Origin of the sequence: Pedobacter sp. R20-19, assembly GCF_000708265.2 — a bacterium.
Taxonomy (GTDB): Bacteria; Bacteroidota; Bacteroidia; order Sphingobacteriales; family Sphingobacteriaceae; genus Pedobacter.
On record NZ_JCKI01000008.1, the window covers coordinates 210,678 to 230,840 of the forward strand.

Sequence of the window (20,163 nt, forward strand, 5' to 3'; positions counted from 1 at the left end):
GAATAATAAGTTATCGATGGTTAGTTTCGAGTTTCTTTTTAGAAGCCATGATAACTTTGAACAAGCTTAAACCACCTAAAATAAGGATGATCAATACCTGAGATGAATGAATGATTGTGGCATAAGCCAGTCCATCTTTAAAAGAAATTGAATATAAAGCTAAAGATTGACCAACCATCCAGTGAAAAACCCCTATTCCGCCTTGTACCGGTGCAGCCATAGCAAATCCTGAAAATACGAGTGCGGTAAAAGCAGCATCAAATTGCAAATTCCTGGTAACGGCAAGGGCAGAAAAGCAAAAATACATGGAAAGCAGATAAAGACTCCAAATTCCAATGGTATATAGTAAAAATGTGCGTTTTCTTTTCATTTTGCTATACGACCCAAATCCTTGCCTGAGGCTTACAAAAATTCTTAAAAATTTCTTACCAACCTTTCTACGCAGTATATAAATTGAAATGCCAATACAGAAAATCAACAATGCACCTAATATGAATAACCATCTATAATTTATCTGATTAAATTTTTCTCGAATATGGTGATAAATGATATTTTGAAGAAAATGAGATACGAGGTCATATTGAAAAATTAATAATGCTAACCCAGCTAAAAGCAGCACTAAAACATCAAAAAGTCTTTCTGTGATCACAGTACCAAGAGATGCAAAGAGAGGAACTTTAGTTGATTTATGAATCGCTGAACAGCGAACAATTTCACCAAAGCGAGGCAAAGCAAGATTAGCCAGATAGCCTATCATTACGGCATGGTAAGCGGTAGAGAAATTTACCTCATAATGAATAGACCTATAAAGCATCTGCCATCTTAATGCCCTAAGCACATAAGCAAGCCATGCTGAGAGCGATGAAACTGCTACATAATAAAGATTAGCCGCTTTAATCTCCTGCCAAATCTTCATTAAATCCTGCCCCTGAAACGCTAAGTATAAAATCCCCATTCCAATCAAAAACATGATGAGGTATTTTACTGCCGCTTTGAGGTCGAATGTCACAATTTATTTCAGCAAATGATTGTTATCGTCAGGAAAAACAAGAATAGGATTATATTTTTTCGCATCTTCTATTGGAAGGCTACCATATGACATGATGATTAATACATCACCCAATTGAGCCAAACGGGCTGTTGCGCCATTTAAACAAATTGTTCCTGTACCACGCTCTCCTTTAATCACATAAGTTTCGAAACGTGCCCCATTATTATTATTAACAATCTGCACCTTCTCGTTAGCGATAATATTTGCCGCATCCATCAAATCTTCATCTATCGTAATACTGCCAACATAGTTTAGTTCAGCCTGTGTAACTTTAACGCGGTGTATTTTCGATTTTAATATTGTGATAACCATTTGGCAAAGTTAGTAATAATGTTAGAATGAATTAGTGAATGATAGAATTATTGGACGATGGAAGGATTGAATAACTGAATTGGTAAATGATCGAATTAGTGGATGATCAAATGATTGAATAACGGAATTAGTGAATGATTGAATTAGTAAATCTAGCTTTGGGAACAATAACATTCAATCATTCATTCATTTTAAAATTCAATTATTATTTAATAATCATATTATCGATTAATCTCGTTGATCCTACTTTTGCGGCAACTAGTACCACCAGATTTTCTTCCTCTTTTGAAGCAGCTGGCTCTAAGGTACGTCCATTAGCGATGGTAAAATAATCCAGTTCAACACCTTCTATATTTTCATAAAAGGCTTTTGCCTTTGCTTCCAGTTCATTAATTGAGTATTCATTAAAATGTTCCATTACAAACTGAAGTGATTTATTTAATACCAGTGAATGCTTGCGATCTTCTGCAGATAAATGGATATTCCGGCTACTCATGGCCAGGCCATCATCCTCACGAATAATAGGACAAGTAACAATCTGAATAGGAAGATCAAAATACTTAACCATATTTCCAATCATTAGTACTTGCTGAAAATCTTTCTGACCAAACATTGCTACATCTGGTTCAACGGCATCAAAAAGCTTCTTTACAATTTGTGTAACACCCTGATAATGGCCTTTTCTAAATTCACCCTCCAGTAAAAATTCTGCTTTACCCAAATCAATGTGCCAATGATCATTTTCACCAACCGGATACATTTCTTTTACATTAGGCATTAACACACCAGTACAACCAGCATTTTGAAGCATGGCTAAATCGTGCTCAATGGGGCGTGGATATTTCTCCAGATCTTTAGGGTCTGTAAATTGGGTTGGATTTACAAAAATGCTACAGATAATAACGTCAGCGTATTGCTGAGCCAGTTTGATTAAAGAAATATGGCCGTTATGCAGTGCACCCATAGTAGGTACGAGAGCGATTTTTTTACCAGATTCTTTTAATGGTTTTAAGAAGGCCTTAAGCTTAGCCTTGGTTTTAAATATTTCCAATTCGGTCTATCTAAATTAAAGCCGTAAAGGTGTAAATTAATCTAAACGAAACCAAACAAATGCTTGCTATATTGATAAATAGTATTATTATGCTTACCTTTGCAGCTCATTATCTTTTATTTAACTTAATATTTTCTTATCATATGGAGATGGCAAAAACGAAGCTGCTGATTGTTACACACGAGATGTCGCCTTTCCTCGAGCTTACTAAAATTTCTGAAATTACGCGTCAACTACCACAAGCCATGCAAGAAAAAGGATTCGAAATCCGCATCTTGATGCCTAAGTTTGGTAACATCAACGAAAGAAGAAATCGTTTACACGAAGTAATCCGCTTATCTGGAATGAACATCATTATTGATGACAATGACAATCCTTTAATTATCAAGGTAGCATCCATCCCAGCTGCACGTATGCAGGTTTATTTTCTAGACAACGAAGAATATTTTCAACGTAAGCAAGTCTTCAGAGATGCAAGTGGAAAATTCTTTGACGATAATGACGAACGTACAATTTTCTTTTGCAAAGGCGCATTAGAAACGGTTAAAAAATTAGGCTGGGCACCAGATATCGTTCATTGCCATGGTTGGATGAGTGCTTTAGTTCCTGCATACATCAAAACTACTTATAAAAACGATCCTACATTCAAAAACTCTAAGGTGGTATATTCCATTTACGAAGATGGTTTTACAGAAAATCTAAACACTAAATTTGCCACTAAAGCTGTAATGGCTAACATGACAGAAGAAGATACTAAAGCTTTTGCTGCTGCAGATTGCAATAGCATGCATATAGGTGCTGTAACACACGCTGATGCAGTAGTTTTAGCAGACGAAAATCTTGATTCTGCTGTGTTAAAATTTGTTAAAGATTCTAATAAACCAACATTAGCTTTTAACTTAACCGATAATTTTGAAAACTTCTATACTTTTTATGAAGAAATTTCAAATGATGAATTGGTTTCAGTTGCTTAATCAGGTATTATTATTTTAAATATGAAATTTACAAAACAAGACTTATTAACCCTGTTGATAAGTCTTTTTCTTTTTGCATCGTGTAAAAACCCAGGTGCTGTTGGCTTAGATGTTGATCCTAATGCAGCTATTGAGGGTACTTTAGTAAATAGTGAGCGCATCACCTCACAAACTATTAAAGAAAACGACATTGCCACCAACGCTTTAACTCAACATCCAATAGGCTACATGATTGATCCAACCTTTGGAAAAACAGAGGCTAGCCTGGCTATGACAGTAAATCCTCCTACCTCGTTAACACAGGATTTCGGCACAAACTCTACCCTTGATTCTGCAGTACTGGTTTTGAATATTGGCACTCAGTTTTACGGTGACACTACTACTTCTAAATACAGTATTGATGTTTATCAGCTAACCAATAGAATTACAAATTATAAAAGCTCTGATGTGCAGGCACACAATAGCACTTTATTGGGTAATTTTAACAGCAAGATATTCCCTAAAACACCCATCAAAATCACTGATGTTGTTGCTTCGGGTAAGGATACAGTGAAAACAGTAAAAGCACAGATCAGAATTCCTTTAAATAAAGCATTTATTCAGAATACTATTTTAGCTCAACCAGCAGCTACATTTACAACTAATGCAAAATTTGCAGAATACTTTAAAGGTTTATATGCAGAGATTAATAAAACTTCTTCCACCATTGCCGGCGGGGGTATGGCTTTTATAGATTTCGCTGCATCAAATTCTTATGTGCAGATGGTTTATAAAAAACCAAATACTTCTAATGGTATTGATACGGTTTCAGTAAATTTCCCGATTTCAACTGCAAGTTCTGCTGTTACAGCCAATATTAAACATGATTATACGGGTACGGATATTCAAACACAAATAAGCAATCCGGCGATACAATATAATGTAACTTATTTACAGGCATTGGCTGGGGTAAAAACTAAAATATCTTTTCCTGATCTGGCGAACTTCTCTAATACTTATGGGAAAGTAGTTGTAAATAAAGCAGAACTGGTAGTAGACTTAAGTACGGGATCTGTTACAAATCCTTTTGCCCCGGCAGAAAAAATAAGTTTATACCGTTGGGATATTGCACAACAACCTGCAGATTTACCAGATTATACTAACCTGGCAACTTCTGGAGGATCTTCTCTATTTGGAGGTACATTTGATTCAACCAATAACAGGTATATATTTAGTGTTACTTCTTATGTACAGGGTTTAATTGATAAAACGATAACTGATTACGGAACATTTTTAGCGCCAACTTCTACAAGTGAATTCCAGATTACACCTTCAGGTACGTCTGCAGGAAGATCTGTTATTGGATCGTTTGGTAACACAACAAATAAAATAAAGCTGAATATTTATTACACGAAAATAAATTAACAGGTTTTAATCTTATAATGAACCTCAGCATTTTACTGCTGAGGTTTTTTTATGCCAAAAAAATATTTTAATACTAAACAAAAGTTTGTTTAGTATATTCGTCCACTTTAGAAATATCCTAAAATTATGTGCGGAATAGTAGGTTACATCGGCTATAGAGAAGCCTGGCCAATTGTATTGAAAGGCCTGAAAAGACTAGAATACAGGGGTTATGACAGTGCTGGAATAGCATTGATAAATGAGAACGGACAAAGTATTTATAAAAAAGCAGGGAAGGTTGCCGTTTTGGAAGATTATGCTGCAGACCAAGACCGCAAAGGTACCATTGGAATGGGACATACCAGATGGGCAACCCATGGTGTACCATCAGACCGAAACTCTCATCCACATACTTCAGCTAATGAAAAACTATCGATTATTCATAATGGTATCATCGAAAATTATGCTACGCTCAAAGAAGAATTAATTGGCCGCGGACATGAATTTAAAAGCGATACAGATACAGAAGTACTGATCCATTTAATTGAAGAAATACAAAAAATTGAAAAAATAGATTTGCTGGAAGCGGTTCGCCTGGCCTTGCATGAGGTTAGCGGCGCTTATGCCATCGTAATTATGGATAAAGATCACCCAGATCGCTTAATTGCAGCGAGAAAGGGCAGTCCGATGGTAATTGGCGTAGGTAAAGGCGAATATTTTATCGCCTCTGATGCTACGCCTATTATTGAGTACACTAAAAATGTAATTTATTTAAAAGATGGTGAGATTGCTTTAGTTACTAAGGATGATTTATTGGTAAAGCAATTGGATAACATTGTTCAGACTCCCCTCATTCAGGAACTTGAGCTTAAACTGGAAATGCTGGAAAAAGGTGGCTTTGAGCATTTCATGTTGAAAGAAATCTACGAACAACCCCGATCGATTAAAGATTGTATGCGAGGACGCATTTATCCCGGGGAAGGAAAGGTTCAGTTGGGCGGGATTAAAGAGTTTGCAGAAAAACTAAAAAATATTGATAGAATCATTATTGTAGCCTGCGGAACTTCATGGCATGCTGGTTTAGTTGGAGAATACCTGATTGAAGAATACGCCCGGATACCTGTAGAAGTAGAGTATGCTTCTGAATTCAGGTACAGAAATCCGATTATTACGGAAAAGGATGTGGTTATTGCCATTTCCCAATCGGGAGAAACTGCAGATACGATGGCGGCTATAGAAATGGCTAAAGAACGTGGTGCCACTATATTTGGAATATGCAATGTAGCAGGCGCATCTATTCCACGCCTTACACATGCGGGGGTTTACACGCATGCAGGCCCCGAAATTGGTGTAGCATCTACAAAAGCATTTACTGCTCAGGTTACCGTTTTAACTTTAATGGCTTTTTACATGGCACAGCAAAAAGGTACCATTACCGAATCGAAAATGATCGAGCTTTTAACCGAGCTGGATCACATTCCTGAAAAAATCCAGAAAGCGCTTGAATCAAATGACATCATTAAAGAAGTTGCAGAAAAAATCAAAGATTCAAGGAACTGCCTGTTTTTAGGTCGTGGAAGTGGCTTCCCTGTAGCCCTTGAAGGCGCATTGAAGCTAAAGGAAATTTCATATATCCATGCAGAAGGTTATCCTGCTGCCGAAATGAAGCATGGTCCTATCGCATTAATTGATGAAGAAATGCCAGTGGTTTTTATTGCCACTCAGAATTCATCTTATGAAAAGGTAATCAGCAACATTCAGGAAGTTAAAGCCAGAAAAGGAAAAGTGATTGCCATTGTTACCGAAGGCGACACCGAAGTAAAGAAAATGGCAGATTATTGTATTGAGATTCCGGATGCGAATGAAGCATTTTTACCACTTCTAGCTACCATACCACTACAATTATTATCCTATCATATTGCGGTAATGAGAGGCTGTAATATTGATCAACCCAGAAATTTGGCAAAATCGGTAACGGTTGAATAGATATACTTAAACAACGAAAGCTACTTTTCAAGTAGCTTTCATTGTTTAATCAGGATTTAAAAAGGTAAATCGCCATTTTCATCTGATGGTCCGATTGTAAATTCATCCTCAATTTTATTCTCAGTTGAACTCTGGTGAACCGGAGCAGCAGGACTTTGCTCAAAATCGCTTTTTCTACCTAACATGGTAAAGTTTTCAGCAACAATTTCAGTTACATATTTTTTAACTTTTTCTTTATCTTCAAAAGATCTTGTTCTTAATTTCCCTTCAATATAAACAAGCTTACCTTTCTGTAAATACTTTGAAGCCACTTCAGCAAGCCCCCTCCACAATACAATATTGTGCCATTCTGTTTGTTCTACACGTTTTCCATCTTTGTTGTAGGTTTCTGAAGTAGCAAGCGGAAAACTTGCAACGGTAACGCCACCATCTAAATGACGTACTTCTGGGTCTTTACCCAGATGGCCTACTAAAATCACTTTGTTAATGCCAGACATAAATATTTTTTGGTTAGATTTTTTTAATTCTAAATGATTTTCACAAAATGGTTAGTTAGTCCATCCTTTTTATAAAAGATAATCAGTGATGAAATCATGAATAACTTTTGGCTGTGGCAATTCATCTAATTCTATTAAAGAAACCCACTTAAGTTCCTTTTGTTTACTAAAGTTAAATATATAATTTTTTAAAGAGAAAAAATGCAAATGGATAATTTGGTGAGTTAAAATATGTTTTTTACTCGCCAGAAGAGTAAACTCTGTTTCTTTCCCAAAGGTATCACAAACTTTTTGTGCAAATGAAACACTGTTTAAATCTACCTCTTCTGAAGTTTCAATGGATGGAAAATCAAAAAGATGTTGCCATATGTCTCCTGCTTGCCGCTCACGGATCAAAACCCCTTGCTCACTTTCGCAAATAAAGTAGTTTATATAACGGTGCTTTTGCGCTGCCTTGCGTATTTTAACTGGCAATAAATTTACTTGCTGGTGCATAAAAGCATAACAAGTTTGATTTAGCGGGCATATGCTACAATTTGGAGATTTAGGCTTGCACTGAATGGCTCCAAATTCCATAATCGATTGATTATAGGTAGCTGGATCATCCAGATCAAGCAGTTCATTTGCCAGCTTATAAAATTCCTTTTTGCCAACCGGAGAATTGATTGGCGTTGAAATTCCAAAGTACCTGGCTAAAACCCTAAATACATTTCCATCAACAACTGCCCTTGCCTCGCCAGAAGAAAAAGATGAAATAGCCGCCGCCGTATATTCTCCTATACCCTTTAATTTGATGAGCTCATCATGGTTAACCGGAAAGATTCCATTATGATCATTTAATACAGCCTGAGCAGTTGCATGCATATTTCTACCCCTGGAATAATAGCCCAATCCCTGCCAAAGCTTAAGTACCTTCGTTTCAGTAGCCGATGCAAAATCACTTACTGTAGGGAAATTTTCTAAGAATTTATTGAAATAGGGCAAGCCTTGTTCTACCCTTGTTTGCTGAAGTATAATCTCTGATAACCAAATGATATAAGCATCATTTGTGTGCCTCCAGGGCAGATCTCTTTTGTTATTTTGATACCAATTTATCAGTTCAGCTTGGAATGTCATTGGTGCAAATTACGGCGTATTTATTGGATTAAAAAAAAACTTGCATTTAGCTGATATCTTAACTGATAAAAAAATCATCTTTTATTTCCCTATCTCATTAAAAAGCAATACTTTTGCAACCCCAAAACAGTTATAATATTAAAACACAATATATATAAAATCAGTAAATATGACTAAGGCAGATATTATTTCAGAAATATCAACAAAAACCGGAATTGAGAAGGTTGATGTACAGGAAACGGTTGAGGCATTTTTCAAAGTTATCAAAACAAGTATGATTGGCGGTGAAAATGTATATGTAAGAGGCTTCGGAAGCTTTGTTGTTAAAAAGAGAGCACAAAAAACTGCTAGAAACATCTCTAAAAACACTGCAATAATTATCCCAGAACACTTTGTACCTAGCTTTAAACCAGCAAAAGTTTTTGTTGATAAAGTTAAAAGTAACTCCAAAAAAATTAGCGTAGAAGCTTAAGTCTTATTACATGAATAGCAGCATCAGATCAAAACAAATCATCATTATCGGAGCAGTTTTATTGCTTGTTGCTTTTTTATTTACAAGAGACATTAAAGGCTTGGTTAAGCCAACAGAAGAGAATGGCAAGATGCCTGAAAAAGGCCAGATGGCTGGAACAGAATCAACACCATCAACTGCAGTACTCAGTATCGAAACTACATCTACAGCTGCTAAAAATGTACTAAACAAAAATTTGGCTACAGATATTACGGCATTAGAAAATAGTTATAAAGGTGCAAAGGGTGCAGAAAAAATTGAATTAGCAAAGCAACTGGCTCAGAAATGGGACGATGTGGAGCAAATTACACCTTCAGCACTTTATTTAGAAATGATTGCTCAGGAAGAACCATCATCAAAAGCATGGTTAGCCGCAGGTAATCAATTTATGAAAGCGTTTGAAAGTACTCAAGATAGTTTAGCACAACCTGCATTATTGCAGAAAGCAAATACATCTTACAAAAAAGTATTGGAGAAGGATGCTACAAACATTGAAGCTAAAACAGGATTAGGCGTAACCATAGTAAATGGCTTAGGCGCACCAATGCAAGGTATTGCAATGTTGCTTGAAGTTGTTGCTAAGGAACCAAAAAATGTAAAAGCGAATATGAATTTAGGAATCTTCTCTATAAAATCAGGTCAGTTCGATAAAGCAATTCCACGTTTTAATACCGTAATTGCAATAGCGCCTACACCTGAAGCCTATTTTTATTTGGGAACAGCCCTTGAAAATTTAGGCAAAAATAAAGAAGCAGTTGATGCTTATTTATCAAGCAAAAAATTAGCAGCTAATCCTACCTTATCTTCATTTATTGATAAGAAGGTTACAGAGCTAAAGAATAAAAATTAATTAACGGATTAATAAAAACATTTAAAACTTAAAACTATGCCAAGCGGTAAAAAAAGAAAAAGACATAAAATGGCTACCCACAAACGTAAAAAACGTTTAAGAAAAAACAGACATAAGAAAAAATAGATTCTTATTTTGATAAAGCCTAATAAACCTCATAGTGAAAACTGTGAGGTTTAAAGTATTTATATGATTTTTTTTAATTGCATAGGTATTCGGCTAAATCAAGTTTTTTCTCGTTTACTATCCATTTGTTAATAGGCGAAAGCCTTAAATCTGTAGCTGTTGGTAAAAGAATTAATTATCAATTCGACTCCTGCCGGAGTTACCATAGCATTGATTGAAGACAAACAACTTGTTGAGCTTCACAAAGAACAAATCAATAATAACTACGCTGTAGGCGATATTTATTTAGGCCGCATTAAAAAAATTATGCCCGGCCTGAATGCTGCTTTCGTGGACGTAGGTTATGAAAAAGATGCCTTTTTGCATTATTTTGATTTGGGGCCTCAGGTACAATCTTTAATCAAGCTAACTAAAATCAAGCGTAATGGCTCGGTTACAGGCACATTATTAGATCATTTAAAGCTGGAAGCCGACATTAATAAGGCAGGCAAAATCTCTGATGTGCTGGCAAAAAACATGCTTCTTCCTGTACAAATTGCGAAAGAACCAATTTCTACAAAAGGACCACGTTTGAGTTCCGACATTTCAATTGCCGGCAGGTATGTGGTACTGGTGCCCTTCTCCAATACCATATCTGTATCAAAAAAAATTAAAAGTAATACCGAACGTAATCGTTTAAAGAAGATTATTGAAAGTATTAAACCTCAAAATTTTGGGGTAATTATCAGAACTGTTTCTGAAGGCCGAGGAGTTGCCGAAATGCAAAAAGATTTATTAGATCTAATTGCAAAATGGGAAAATTTCATTAAAAAGGTACCTTCTACCGAACCTTCAAAAAGGGTTTGGGGAGAAATGGACAGATCATCTACGTTAATTCGTGATATTCTGAATCCTGATTTTACAAACGTTTACGTGAGCGCGCCAGAGCTGTTCGATGATATTCGTTCTTATGTACATGATATTTCTCCTGAAATGGAAAAAATCGTGAAACTGTACAAACAGAAAGAGCCTATATTTGATCACTTCGGAATAGAAAAGCAGATTAAAAATGCTTTCGGAAAAACAGTAAACTTACCAGGTGGTGCTTATTTAGTAGTAGAGCACACCGAAGCACTTCACGTAATAGATGTGAATAGTGGAAACCGTACGGCCAGTAAAGAAAACCAGGAGGAAAATGCTTTACAGGTAAATAAAGAGGCGGCAAAAGAAATTGCCCGACAGTTGCGCTTGCGTGATATGGGCGGCATTGTGGTCATCGATTTCATCGATATGCACAAGCCAACAAACCGTAAAATACTATTCGATTATTTGCGTGAGCTGATGTTATTGGATAGAGCCAAACACACTATTTTGCCTCCAAGCAAATTTGGTTTGGTACAAATCACCAGACAACGTGTTCGTCCGGAGATGAATATTGTTACGGTAGAAAAATGTCCGGCTTGTGGTGGAACCGGAGAAATTAAAGCAAGTATTGTTTTAATGGATGATATTGAGAATAACCTTAATTATATTTTACGTGAGCAAAATGAAAAAGGAGTAACATTAAGTGTGCACCCTTACATTGAAGCTTACATTACTAAAGGAATCTTCAACTTACAACGCCGCTGGTTCTTTAAATATGGCCAGTGGATTAAAGTTAAAGCACAATCATCATACTATCTAAATGAGTTTCATTTTATCTCATCAAAAGATGAAGAAATAAAATTATAAACTTGAAAACACACCTTCAACAAAAGCCTGAATCTAAAAAATTCAGGCTTTTTGCTTTTGAAGTGGTTTCATCTGCATACCATATTAATGTAGAAATACCTTTTAATAGCAGCGACATTGAATATGCTGTCATGCTGAGGCATAAAGCATCTGCAAACGATGAAACAGATTCTTCGTGCCTCAGAATGACAAAAGTTTTTCAAAAAGATGTAACCAAATGCGGAACCGAAGCTAAATAGTTCAACTTTTTTCCATTCAACTATTTGATAATAAAAGTTTTCTATCTATCTTTGCAGTCCCAATTTTAATGGGAATAATAAATTGTTTAATAAATTAAATACAAGCAAGTGAATACGTTAAGTTACAAAACTGTCTCGGCCAATGCGAAAACTGTTAACAAACAGTGGATTGTTGTTGATGCGCAAGGCGAGATTTTGGGGCGCTTGTCATCGAAGATCGCTATGATCATCCGTGGTAAAAACAAGCCTGAGTACACCCCACACGTAGATTGCGGAGATAACGTAATTGTTATCAATGCAGACAAGGTTAAATTGACAGGAAACAAATTCAGCGAAAAGCAATATGTTTCTTATACTGGTTATCCAGGTGGTCAACGTTTTATCTCTCCAAAAGAGTTAATGGCGAAACACCCTCAACGTGTAATCGAGAAAGCGGTACGTGGTATGTTACCGAAAACTAAATTGGGTAAAAAATTATACACTAATCTTTTTGTGTATGCAGGTGAAAACCACCCACATTCAGCTCAATCTCCAAAAACCATTAAACTTTAAGAAATGTCAGTTACTAACACTTCAGGAAGAAGAAAAACAGCTGTTGCACGTATCTACTTAAAAGATGGTGCTGGCGAAATTACCGTTAACGGTAAAGACCACAAAGTATATTTCCCAACTTTACCGTTGCAATATATCGTAAACCAAAGTTTAGAAGTTTCTGAACTTACTGGTCGTTATGATATCACTGTAAATGTACAAGGTGGTGGAGTAAAAGGACAAGCAGAAGCTGTTCGTTTAGCTATTGCTAAAGCGATTGTTGAACTAGATGCGGAGAAAAAACCTGCATTACGTGCTAAAGGCCTAATGACGCGTGATATGCGTATGGTTGAGCGTAAAAAACCAGGACGTGCAAAAGCCCGTAAGAAATTCCAATTCAGTAAACGTTAATCACAGGAGGCAAAGACAATGGCAAGAACAACTTATCAAGACTTATTGGATGCAGGTGTACACTTTGGTCACCTTACCCGTAAATGGAATCCAAAAATGGCTCCTTACATTTTCATGGAGCGTAATGGAATTCACATTATAGATTTAAATAAAACATTAACTAAAACTGAAGAAGCTGCGGCTGCGATTAAACAAATCGTAAAATCAGGACGTAAAGTTTTATTTGTTTCAACAAAAAAACAAGCAAAAGGAATCGTAGCTGAACAAGCTAAGAAAGTAAATATGCCTTTCGTAACCGAGCGTTGGTTAGGTGGTATGTTAACCAACTTTGCTACTGTTCGTAAGTCAATCAAAAAGATGTCTAACATCGATAAAATGACTAAAGACGGTACTTATTCTATCTTATCTAAGAAAGAACGTTTGATGATTCAACGTGAACGTATTAAATTGGAATCACTTTTAGGTGGTATTGCTGATTTAAACCGTTTACCTGCAGCTTTATTCTTAATTGACGTTAAGAAAGAACACATCGCAGTTACTGAAGCGTTAAAATTAAACATCCCTACTTTTGCGATGGTTGATACTAACTCTGATCCTTCAAACATCGATTTCCCTATTCCAGCGAATGATGATGCAACTAAATCAATCTCTTTAATTACTGATGTAATTATCAAAGCAATTGAAGAAGGTTTAGATGAACGCAAACGTGAGAAAGATGACGAAGCAGAAAAAGAAGCAGTAGCGGCTAAAGCTGCAGCTGATGCGCCAGAGGTTAAAGAACCAAGACGTAAAAAAACTGCTGAAGCTGAAGTTGAAGCATCTTCATCAGAAGAAACTAAAACAGAAGAATAACCCCCAACCCCTAAAGGGGAGTAAAAGGTTACAAATTCAAAATTCATAAAATTATTTAATCACTCGCAAGCCCCCTTCAGGGGGTTTGGGGGTAAAAAGGAAATAAAATGTCTACAGTACAAATTACTGCCGCTGATGTAAACAAATTGCGCCAACAAACTGGTGCAGGTATGATGGATTGCAAAAAAGCTTTAGTAGAAGCTAATGGCGATTTCGAAGCAGCTGTTGATTTATTGCGCAAAAAAGGTCAAAAAGTATCTGCCGCTCGTTCTGGTAATGCAACTTCTGAAGGTCTGGTATCAATCAATGTTTCAGCAGATGGCACAAATGGTAAATTAGTTGCTTTAGCTTGTGAAACTGAACCAGTTTCTAAAGTTGAAGATTTCCGTAATCTAGCTCAGGCTGTTTTAGCTGCAGCAGTTGCTAACAATCCTTCTACTACTGAAGAATTATCAGCAATTACTTTGGAAGATGGACGTACAGTTGCTGAAACCATAACTGAACTAACCGGTAAAATCGGAGAGAAAATCGTTATTCAGGAGTACGCAAATGTATCTGGCGAAAAAATCGTTTCTTATATCCATTCTAATGGTAAAATGGGCGTTTTAGTAGTATTTGAAGGTGCTAATGGCGCAGATATTACTGAAGCTGGTAAAGATGTTGCAATGCAAATTGCTGCAATGAACCCAGTTGCTGTTGATAAAGACGGTGTTGATCCTGCTACTATTCAACGTGAAATTGAAATTGCTAAAGATGTAATCCGTCAAGAAGGCAAACCAGAAGAAATGGTTGAAAAAATTGCTGCTGGTAAATTGAACAAATTCTATAAAGACAGTACTTTATTAAACCAGGAGTTTGTTAAAGACAGTTCAGTAGATGTTCGTAAATTCTTAGATAATACATCTAAAGGTTTAACAGTATCTGCTTTCAAACGTGTTCAATTAGGTGCATAAGCATTTGAAATAATATAAAATCCGGTTAGCTAAAAAGTTAACCGGATTTTTTTTTGTCCAAATTATTCCAGCAATTTAGTTAACATAGTATTACAATTAAAGCATAAAACTTAAATTCAGCGGTCAACTTAGTAACTTAGACGAGTAAAAACAAAATCTTATGCTCAACATTCCTAATGCTAAATTTTATGCTGATGATATTTTACAAAAAGAACAAAGCATCAGTATCCATAATGGTAAAATTTCATCAATCGAAAAATCAGTTTCTAACTTAACGGATGAATATGTTCTTCCAGGATTGATTGACCTTCAGATTTACGGAGCAGGGGGAAAACTGTTTTCTGCAGAACCTACAGTAGAATCGCTGAAAATTATAGAAGACAATCTGCTAAAAAAAGGTACTACAGGTTTCCTCGCTTGTATGGCCACTAACGCTCCAGAAGTTTTTAAAGCCTGTATCACGGCTGCAAAGGAATATCGTTCATCTGCCAGAAACTTATTAGGCTTGCACCTAGAAGGACCTTTCTTAAATCCAAAACGTTTGGGTGCACACGTACCTGCCTTTGTAAGAAAGGCTACCTTAGATGAAATAAAATCGCTCCTGGATTTTGGTGACGGTGTGATTAAAATGATGACCATCGCACCTGAAATAAATGATGACGAAGTAATCCAATATCTTTTAGATCATGATGTGGTGGTTTCATTAGGGCACAGCAATGCTACCTTTGCCGAAGCCACTGAAGCATATAACCAAGGTATCCAAACCACTACACACCTTTTTAATGCCATGACGCCAATTCATCATCGTGAGCCCGGGATTCCAACCGCCTTCTTTAATCATGATCAGGCCATGGCGAGTATTATTGTAGATGGTAAACATGTAGATTTTGAAGTTGTAAAGTGGGCACATAAGCTCGCTGGTGACAGATTGTTTTTAATTACAGATGCCGTTACCCCTTGTACAACGGGTCCTTATCAACACATTGAAAAAGATGATAAATTTGTAATGCCTGACGGAACACTTTCAGGATCATCCTTAACCATGTTACAAGCCATTAAAAACTGTGTCAATTATTGTGGCATCAACCTGGCTGATGCCATAAAAATGGCCAGCCAATACCCTGCAAAATTAATAGGCTTAGAAAATTTTACAGGAAAGATTGAAGCAGGATGTCAGGCTGACTTGCTTATTTTAGATGAGAATTTAAATTTAAAGAATGTAATCTTCAAGGGAGCGTTACAATAAATCAATTCAAACCCATAACGATGTTAAAAAAGCACAGCCTGATTTTAATGCTTTTACTAGTGATCTCCATCAACGCCTGGTCACAGAAAAAGGATTATACCTTTAAAATCATACCGCTAGGTGTAAAAGGTGGCGATGATGAAAGTAATTTATCATCATACATGCTGGCTCCAAATGGCAGCAATCATTTTATTTGCCTGGATGCAGGAACCATTAATGCGGGCATTCAGAAAGCCATAGACAATAAAACATTAAAAGGCATTAGTGAAGACATTCAACGCAGACAAATTAAGGGCTATTTAATATCGCATGCACATTTAGATCATGTTGCCGGGCTCATTATAAATTCTCCTGCAGATACAACCAAGAATATTTATGGAATATCATCCGTTTTAAATATCCTCAGAGATAAATACTTTACCTGGGATGCCTGGGCAAATTTCGGAAACGAAGGTGAAAAACCTCAACTTAAAAAATATACTTATAACACTTTAGAAGAAGGACTTACTTATCCACTGGCTGAAACTGAAATGAAAGTTCGTGCTTTTGAACTCAGCCATGGTAAGCCTTATAAAAGTACTGCATTTTTAATTCAGGCAAAAGATAACTACGTTTTATATCTGGGTGATACTGGTGCAGATGAAATAGAAAAATCTGACAAACTTTCAAAGTTATGGCAGGAAGTGGCTCCTCTTATTATTACTGGTAAACTGAAGGCAATATTTCTGGAAGTTTCTTTTCCAAATGATCAACCTGACAACCAATTATTTGGCCATCTTACTCCCCGGCTATTCTTTAATGAGTTTGCAAAATTGCAAAATGTAACAAGTCTTGAAGCGATGAAAAAGGTATCTTTCATTGTTACACATAGGAAACCTCCGCAAAAAAATATACTTAAAATAAAAGAGCAATTACTGATGCTTAATACGGCTGGATTTAAATTAATATTCCCCGATCAAGGAAAGCTATTAACAATATATTAACATAAGTAACATATTGGATACAGAAAGTGAATGTACTTTTGTGAAAAAAAATTCATGAAAAAAACCTTACTTTTATTTATTCCATTTATATTTTTAATTTTTTTAAAGATAGATGCAGTAGCTCAAAATGAAACAACGGCGTCTATAAATGGTACCGTAGCAGATACCAAAGGACCAATCAGCGGTGCTACGGTAATTGCCATTCACGAACCTTCTGGTTCTCGTTATGCTACATCTACCCGATCTGATGGTCGCTATAATTTACCTGCCATGCGTATTGGTGGCCCCTATTCTATTACCGTATCTTTTATTGGTTTTAAAAATCAGGTACAACGTATAGAGAAATTAGCACTTGGACAAAGCTCTACCTTAGACATCATCTTAAGTGAAGATGCAAATAATCTATCAGAGGTAATGGTATCTGGTAAGCAGAGTAAAATTTTCAATTCAGGCAGAACAGGTGCATCACAAAACATCTCCAGAACGGCAATTCAAAATTTACCAACCTTAAATAGAAGCTTTACAGATTTTGTGAAGCTTACACCCCAGTTTTCTTTACAATTTGGTAGTCCGAGTATTGCCGGGAGAAGTAATCTCGCCAATAATTTTACTGTAGATGGTGCATTATTTAATAACGCATTTGGTTTACAAGGTACAATTGGTAGCCAAACTGGCTCTCAACCCATTAACATGGATGCCTTCGAAGAAATTACAGTAAATATTGCTCCATATGATATCCGCCAAAGTGGATTTACTGGTGCAGCCATAAATGCAGTAACCAGAAGTGGTACCAATGAATTTCAAGGCTCATTGAACACATATTACAGAAATCAAGACCTGGTGAGTGACTACAACTATGCAAACCTTAAAGTGCCGGTAACCAATTTCAACTTAAAAGGTTATGGATTTACTTTTGGTGGCCCTATTATTAAAAACAAATTATTTTTCTTCGCAAGTGGTGAATTAGAAAGAAGATCAGATCCTGGAACAGGCTTTACAGCATCAAGAGGTGGAAGTACGGGCCCAAATATTTCGCAGGCTAAAGGAGAAGACCTGGATAAATTGAGTACTTTCTTAAAAACATTGGGCTATGATGCTGGTGGATATGAAAATTACGCATTGAAAACAAGAAGCGACAAATTATCTGCCAAATTGGATTATAATATTGATGACAAAAATACCCTAAGTTTAAAATATTTTTATTTCAGGTCATACAAAGATATTTTACCAAGCAACAGTGGAGCACCAAAAAACAACCGTCAACCATCACAACTTGGGCTTCCATTTCAGTCTGCAGGATATGGCATCAACAATAATATGGATAATGTTAACCTGGAGTTTAGAACACGTTTCAATAATAAATTCTCTAACCAGTTAACAGTGGGTTATAATAACATGAACGATTTCAGGGAATCTAAAGGGAACAAACCTTTTCCGCTGGTTGATATTATGAACCCTGATGGAAGTTCTTACACTGCTTTTGGTTACGAACCATTTACTGCATTTAACAGTTTAAAAACCAAAGTTTATCAGGTTACAGATAACTTTAACATTTATGCCGGCCGTCATGAAATTACACTCGGAGCCAACTATGAAGGATATAGAACCAGCAATGGTTTTGCGCCAAACTACTATGGTACTTATACTTTCAAAAGTTTAGATGATTTTTACAATAGTGCCAACAATGGTGTCTCCAACGCCACACGTTATCAGGTTCAGTATTCTGTATTGCCTGATGGATCATTTCCTTATGCAGAAATTCAATCCAATATGTATGGCTTATATGCACAAGATGCTTTTACGGTTAGTGATCAATTAAAATTAACAGCTGGCTTACGTGCAGATTTAACAAATGTTTCTTCCTCATCTTTAATAAGCAATCCAAACGTAGAAAAGTTAACTTTTGAAAACGGCCAGAAAATTGATGTTGGCAGATTTCCTAAAAATGCCATATTATGGTCGCCACGTGTGGGCTTTAACTGGAATGTAAACAATACAGGAAAAACTCAGGTTAGAGGTGGAACTGGTTTATTTACAGGGCGACCTCCTTTGGTTTGGATTTCGAATCAAGCAAGTAATAATGGTGTTCAGTTTGGTTCAGAATCTATAGCTAATCCAACAAACAGACCTTTTACGCCCAATGTTGATGCTTACCGCAATTTAAACAAATCTACCGCAGCAAATAATACCGCATACAATCTTGCTGTCGCTGATCAGAATTTTAAATTCATGCAGGTTTGGCGTTCCAATTTAGCCATTGATCAAAAATTACCCGCAGGCTTTACCGGAACACTTGAAGCCTTATATTCAAAAGATATCAACTCTGTTTATTTTCGCAATGCGAATTTAAATACGTCTGCATATACACTCCTACAAGGTGCTGATAATCGTCCAAGGTATACCGCTTCAAGAATTTATGGTTCAGCTACCCCAACACCTGCAAACCCAAATATATCTGATGCCATTGTGATGACCAATACCAATAAAGGCCATAGTTTATCCCTTACCGGAACCATATCGAAGGAATTTGCCGGAGGATTGTTTACAACAGCGGGTTATACTTATACAGATTCGAGATCGGTTAATGATGGCGGCTCTATTGCCCAATCCATGTGGAGAGATCGTCAGGTTTCTGGCAGCCCGAATACAGATGCGCTTTCTTATTCAAGCTACATGGTTAAAAACCGCTTTATTGCCTCTGTTGTGTATAGAAAAGAATATATCAACCATTTAGGAACAACATTTTCTATGTTTTATCAGCTGCAAGATGGCTTCAGGTATTCGTACACTTATGGTAATGATTTAAATAATGATGGTTTAAGTGGTAATGATTTAATTTTTGTTCCGGCAAATAAATCTGACATTGTTTTGGTGCCAGAAAATTCCGGAGATACGAGAACCACAGATCAATTATGGTCACAATTAAACAGTTACATTACTCAGGATAGCTATTTAAATCAAAGAAGAGGACAATATGCAGAAAGAAATGGCCTAGTTGGTAATGTTATCGGAACATTAGATATCCGCATTGCTCAAGATTTATTTGGAAGTTTGAAGGGTAAAAAACATTCATTACAGCTTACTTTTGATGTTTTTAATTTTGGAAACATGATCAATAAAACATGGGGTGTTCCAAAGTTTGCAAACAGGGCAAATGGTTTGCTTAACTTTAAAGGGATTGATGCTACTGGTAAGCCTACATTCTCTTTCCCATATCTAAATGCAGATAATAACACACCTTTAGTAAATACCTTCTCAAGCAGTGTTGATGAAACCGCACGCTGGCGGATTCAATTTGGTTTGAGATACAGGTTTAATCAATAATTTTAATTTTATCATTAATGGCTGGGTTACAACATTAACCCAGCCATTTTTTATTTA

The 20,163-nt window shown here is 36.2% G+C and carries 19 protein-coding genes; 14 read left to right on the top strand and 5 right to left on the bottom strand.

Annotation, left to right across the window (positions count from 1 at the left end):
• Nucleotides 1–10: 10 nt before the first annotated feature.
• From AN34_RS17805 to panC, 3 genes are all read right to left on the bottom strand, one after another.
• The gene (locus AN34_RS17805; protein ID WP_029287654.1) at nt 11–1,009 is read right to left on the bottom strand and encodes a lysylphosphatidylglycerol synthase transmembrane domain-containing protein; all 999 of its coding nucleotides are present in this window, start codon (nt 1,007–1,009) and stop codon (nt 11–13) included.
• A 3-nt stretch (nt 1,010–1,012) separates the two neighbouring features.
• Entirely contained in the window at nt 1,013–1,363 is a 351-nt protein-coding gene (panD, locus tag AN34_RS17810) for an aspartate 1-decarboxylase (RefSeq protein ID WP_029287657.1), read from the bottom strand.
• 205 nt (nt 1,364–1,568) lie between these two features.
• On the bottom strand, nt 1,569–2,414 hold the full coding sequence (gene panC / locus AN34_RS17815; RefSeq protein WP_029287659.1) for a pantoate--beta-alanine ligase: 846 nt from the start codon (nt 2,412–2,414) through the stop codon (nt 1,569–1,571).
• A gap of 149 nt (nt 2,415–2,563) precedes the next feature.
• Here panC and AN34_RS17820 point away from each other — a divergent pair, with 149 nt between their 5' ends.
• The 3 genes from AN34_RS17820 to glmS all read left to right on the top strand — a co-directional run bounded on the left by AN34_RS17820 (nt 2,564) and on the right by glmS (nt 6,757).
• Nucleotides 2,564–3,388 carry a glycogen/starch synthase gene (locus AN34_RS17820; RefSeq protein WP_029287661.1) on the top strand — a complete coding sequence of 275 codons (825 nt, stop codon included), beginning with the start codon at nt 2,564–2,566 and terminating at the stop codon, nt 3,386–3,388.
• 21 nt (nt 3,389–3,409) lie between these two features.
• A complete protein-coding gene (locus tag AN34_RS17825; protein WP_029287663.1) occupies nt 3,410–4,792 on the top strand; it encodes a DUF4270 domain-containing protein in 1,383 nt (460 codons plus the stop codon).
• A 126-nt stretch (nt 4,793–4,918) separates the two neighbouring features.
• Entirely contained in the window at nt 4,919–6,757 is a 1,839-nt protein-coding gene (gene glmS, locus AN34_RS17830; protein ID WP_029287665.1) for a glutamine--fructose-6-phosphate transaminase (isomerizing), read from the top strand.
• Between the two features lie 56 nt (nt 6,758–6,813).
• On the opposite strand, the gene AN34_RS17835 is transcribed toward glmS, so the two are convergent.
• Together AN34_RS17835 and mutY are read right to left on the bottom strand one after the other, a co-directional pair.
• Nucleotides 6,814–7,254 carry a single-stranded DNA-binding protein gene (locus tag AN34_RS17835; RefSeq protein WP_029287667.1) on the bottom strand — a complete coding sequence of 147 codons (441 nt, stop codon included), beginning with the start codon at nt 7,252–7,254 and terminating at the stop codon, nt 6,814–6,816.
• A 69-nt stretch (nt 7,255–7,323) separates the two neighbouring features.
• Complete coding sequence (mutY, locus tag AN34_RS17840; RefSeq protein WP_029287669.1) at nt 7,324–8,370, bottom strand: A/G-specific adenine glycosylase; 1,047 nt, start codon at nt 8,368–8,370, stop codon at nt 7,324–7,326.
• A gap of 169 nt (nt 8,371–8,539) precedes the next feature.
• Here mutY and AN34_RS17845 point away from each other — a divergent pair, with 169 nt between their 5' ends.
• The 11 genes from AN34_RS17845 to AN34_RS17895 all read left to right on the top strand — a co-directional run bounded on the left by AN34_RS17845 (nt 8,540) and on the right by AN34_RS17895 (nt 20,106).
• On the top strand, nt 8,540–8,842 hold the full coding sequence (locus AN34_RS17845; protein ID WP_010601128.1) for an HU family DNA-binding protein: 303 nt from the start codon (nt 8,540–8,542) through the stop codon (nt 8,840–8,842).
• 10 nt (nt 8,843–8,852) lie between these two features.
• A complete protein-coding gene (locus AN34_RS17850; RefSeq protein WP_029287672.1) occupies nt 8,853–9,731 on the top strand; it encodes a M48 family metallopeptidase in 879 nt (292 codons plus the stop codon).
• A 285-nt stretch (nt 9,732–10,016) separates the two neighbouring features.
• Nucleotides 10,017–11,567 carry an Rne/Rng family ribonuclease gene (locus AN34_RS17855; protein WP_029287674.1) on the top strand — a complete coding sequence of 517 codons (1,551 nt, stop codon included), beginning with the start codon at nt 10,017–10,019 and terminating at the stop codon, nt 11,565–11,567.
• A 2-nt stretch (nt 11,568–11,569) separates the two neighbouring features.
• Nucleotides 11,570–11,806, top strand: a complete 237-nt coding sequence (locus AN34_RS17860; protein ID WP_029287676.1) for a hypothetical protein — start codon at nt 11,570–11,572, stop codon at nt 11,804–11,806.
• Between the two features lie 108 nt (nt 11,807–11,914).
• Nucleotides 11,915–12,358 (top strand): 50S ribosomal protein L13, encoded by a 444-nt coding sequence (gene rplM / locus AN34_RS17865; RefSeq protein WP_029287677.1) that lies wholly within the window; start codon nt 11,915–11,917, stop codon nt 12,356–12,358.
• Nucleotides 12,359–12,361: 3 nt separating this feature from the next.
• Entirely contained in the window at nt 12,362–12,748 is a 387-nt protein-coding gene (gene rpsI, locus AN34_RS17870; protein WP_029287678.1) for a 30S ribosomal protein S9, read from the top strand.
• An 18-nt stretch (nt 12,749–12,766) separates the two neighbouring features.
• A complete protein-coding gene (gene rpsB, locus AN34_RS17875; protein WP_029287679.1) occupies nt 12,767–13,600 on the top strand; it encodes a 30S ribosomal protein S2 in 834 nt (277 codons plus the stop codon).
• A 107-nt stretch (nt 13,601–13,707) separates the two neighbouring features.
• Nucleotides 13,708–14,553 (top strand): translation elongation factor Ts, encoded by an 846-nt coding sequence (tsf, locus tag AN34_RS17880; RefSeq protein ID WP_029287680.1) that lies wholly within the window; start codon nt 13,708–13,710, stop codon nt 14,551–14,553.
• A 160-nt stretch (nt 14,554–14,713) separates the two neighbouring features.
• Complete coding sequence (gene nagA / locus AN34_RS17885; RefSeq protein ID WP_029287681.1) at nt 14,714–15,799, top strand: N-acetylglucosamine-6-phosphate deacetylase; 1,086 nt, start codon at nt 14,714–14,716, stop codon at nt 15,797–15,799.
• A gap of 20 nt (nt 15,800–15,819) precedes the next feature.
• Nucleotides 15,820–16,782, top strand: coding sequence for an MBL fold metallo-hydrolase (locus AN34_RS17890; protein WP_029287682.1), 963 nt, complete (start codon nt 15,820–15,822; stop codon nt 16,780–16,782).
• A gap of 54 nt (nt 16,783–16,836) precedes the next feature.
• Complete coding sequence (locus AN34_RS17895; RefSeq protein WP_029287683.1) at nt 16,837–20,106, top strand: TonB-dependent receptor; 3,270 nt, start codon at nt 16,837–16,839, stop codon at nt 20,104–20,106.
• Nucleotides 20,107–20,163 lie beyond the last annotated feature (57 nt).

What these genes read in the sequence shown, in the direction of transcription:
- panD (WP_029287657.1), bottom strand. Translation starts at nt 1,363, where the DNA reads ATGGTTATCACAATATTAAAATCGAAAATACACCGCGTTAAAGTTACA.
- AN34_RS17850 (WP_029287672.1), top strand. Translation starts at nt 8,853, where the DNA reads ATGAATAGCAGCATCAGATCAAAACAAATCATCATTATCGGAGCAGTT.
- rpsB (WP_029287679.1), top strand. Translation starts at nt 12,767, where the DNA reads ATGGCAAGAACAACTTATCAAGACTTATTGGATGCAGGTGTACACTTT.
- glmS (WP_029287665.1), top strand. Translation starts at nt 4,919, where the DNA reads ATGTGCGGAATAGTAGGTTACATCGGCTATAGAGAAGCCTGGCCAATT.
- mutY (WP_029287669.1), bottom strand. Translation starts at nt 8,370, where the DNA reads ATGACATTCCAAGCTGAACTGATAAATTGGTATCAAAATAACAAAAGA.
- tsf (WP_029287680.1), top strand. Translation starts at nt 13,708, where the DNA reads ATGTCTACAGTACAAATTACTGCCGCTGATGTAAACAAATTGCGCCAA.
- AN34_RS17835 (WP_029287667.1), bottom strand. Translation starts at nt 7,254, where the DNA reads ATGTCTGGCATTAACAAAGTGATTTTAGTAGGCCATCTGGGTAAAGAC.
- AN34_RS17825 (WP_029287663.1), top strand. Translation starts at nt 3,410, where the DNA reads ATGAAATTTACAAAACAAGACTTATTAACCCTGTTGATAAGTCTTTTT.
- AN34_RS17820 (WP_029287661.1), top strand. Translation starts at nt 2,564, where the DNA reads ATGGCAAAAACGAAGCTGCTGATTGTTACACACGAGATGTCGCCTTTC.
- AN34_RS17890 (WP_029287682.1), top strand. Translation starts at nt 15,820, where the DNA reads ATGTTAAAAAAGCACAGCCTGATTTTAATGCTTTTACTAGTGATCTCC.
- rpsI (WP_029287678.1), top strand. Translation starts at nt 12,362, where the DNA reads ATGTCAGTTACTAACACTTCAGGAAGAAGAAAAACAGCTGTTGCACGT.
- nagA (WP_029287681.1), top strand. Translation starts at nt 14,714, where the DNA reads ATGCTCAACATTCCTAATGCTAAATTTTATGCTGATGATATTTTACAA.
- AN34_RS17845 (WP_010601128.1), top strand. Translation starts at nt 8,540, where the DNA reads ATGACTAAGGCAGATATTATTTCAGAAATATCAACAAAAACCGGAATT.
- AN34_RS17895 (WP_029287683.1), top strand. Translation starts at nt 16,837, where the DNA reads ATGAAAAAAACCTTACTTTTATTTATTCCATTTATATTTTTAATTTTT.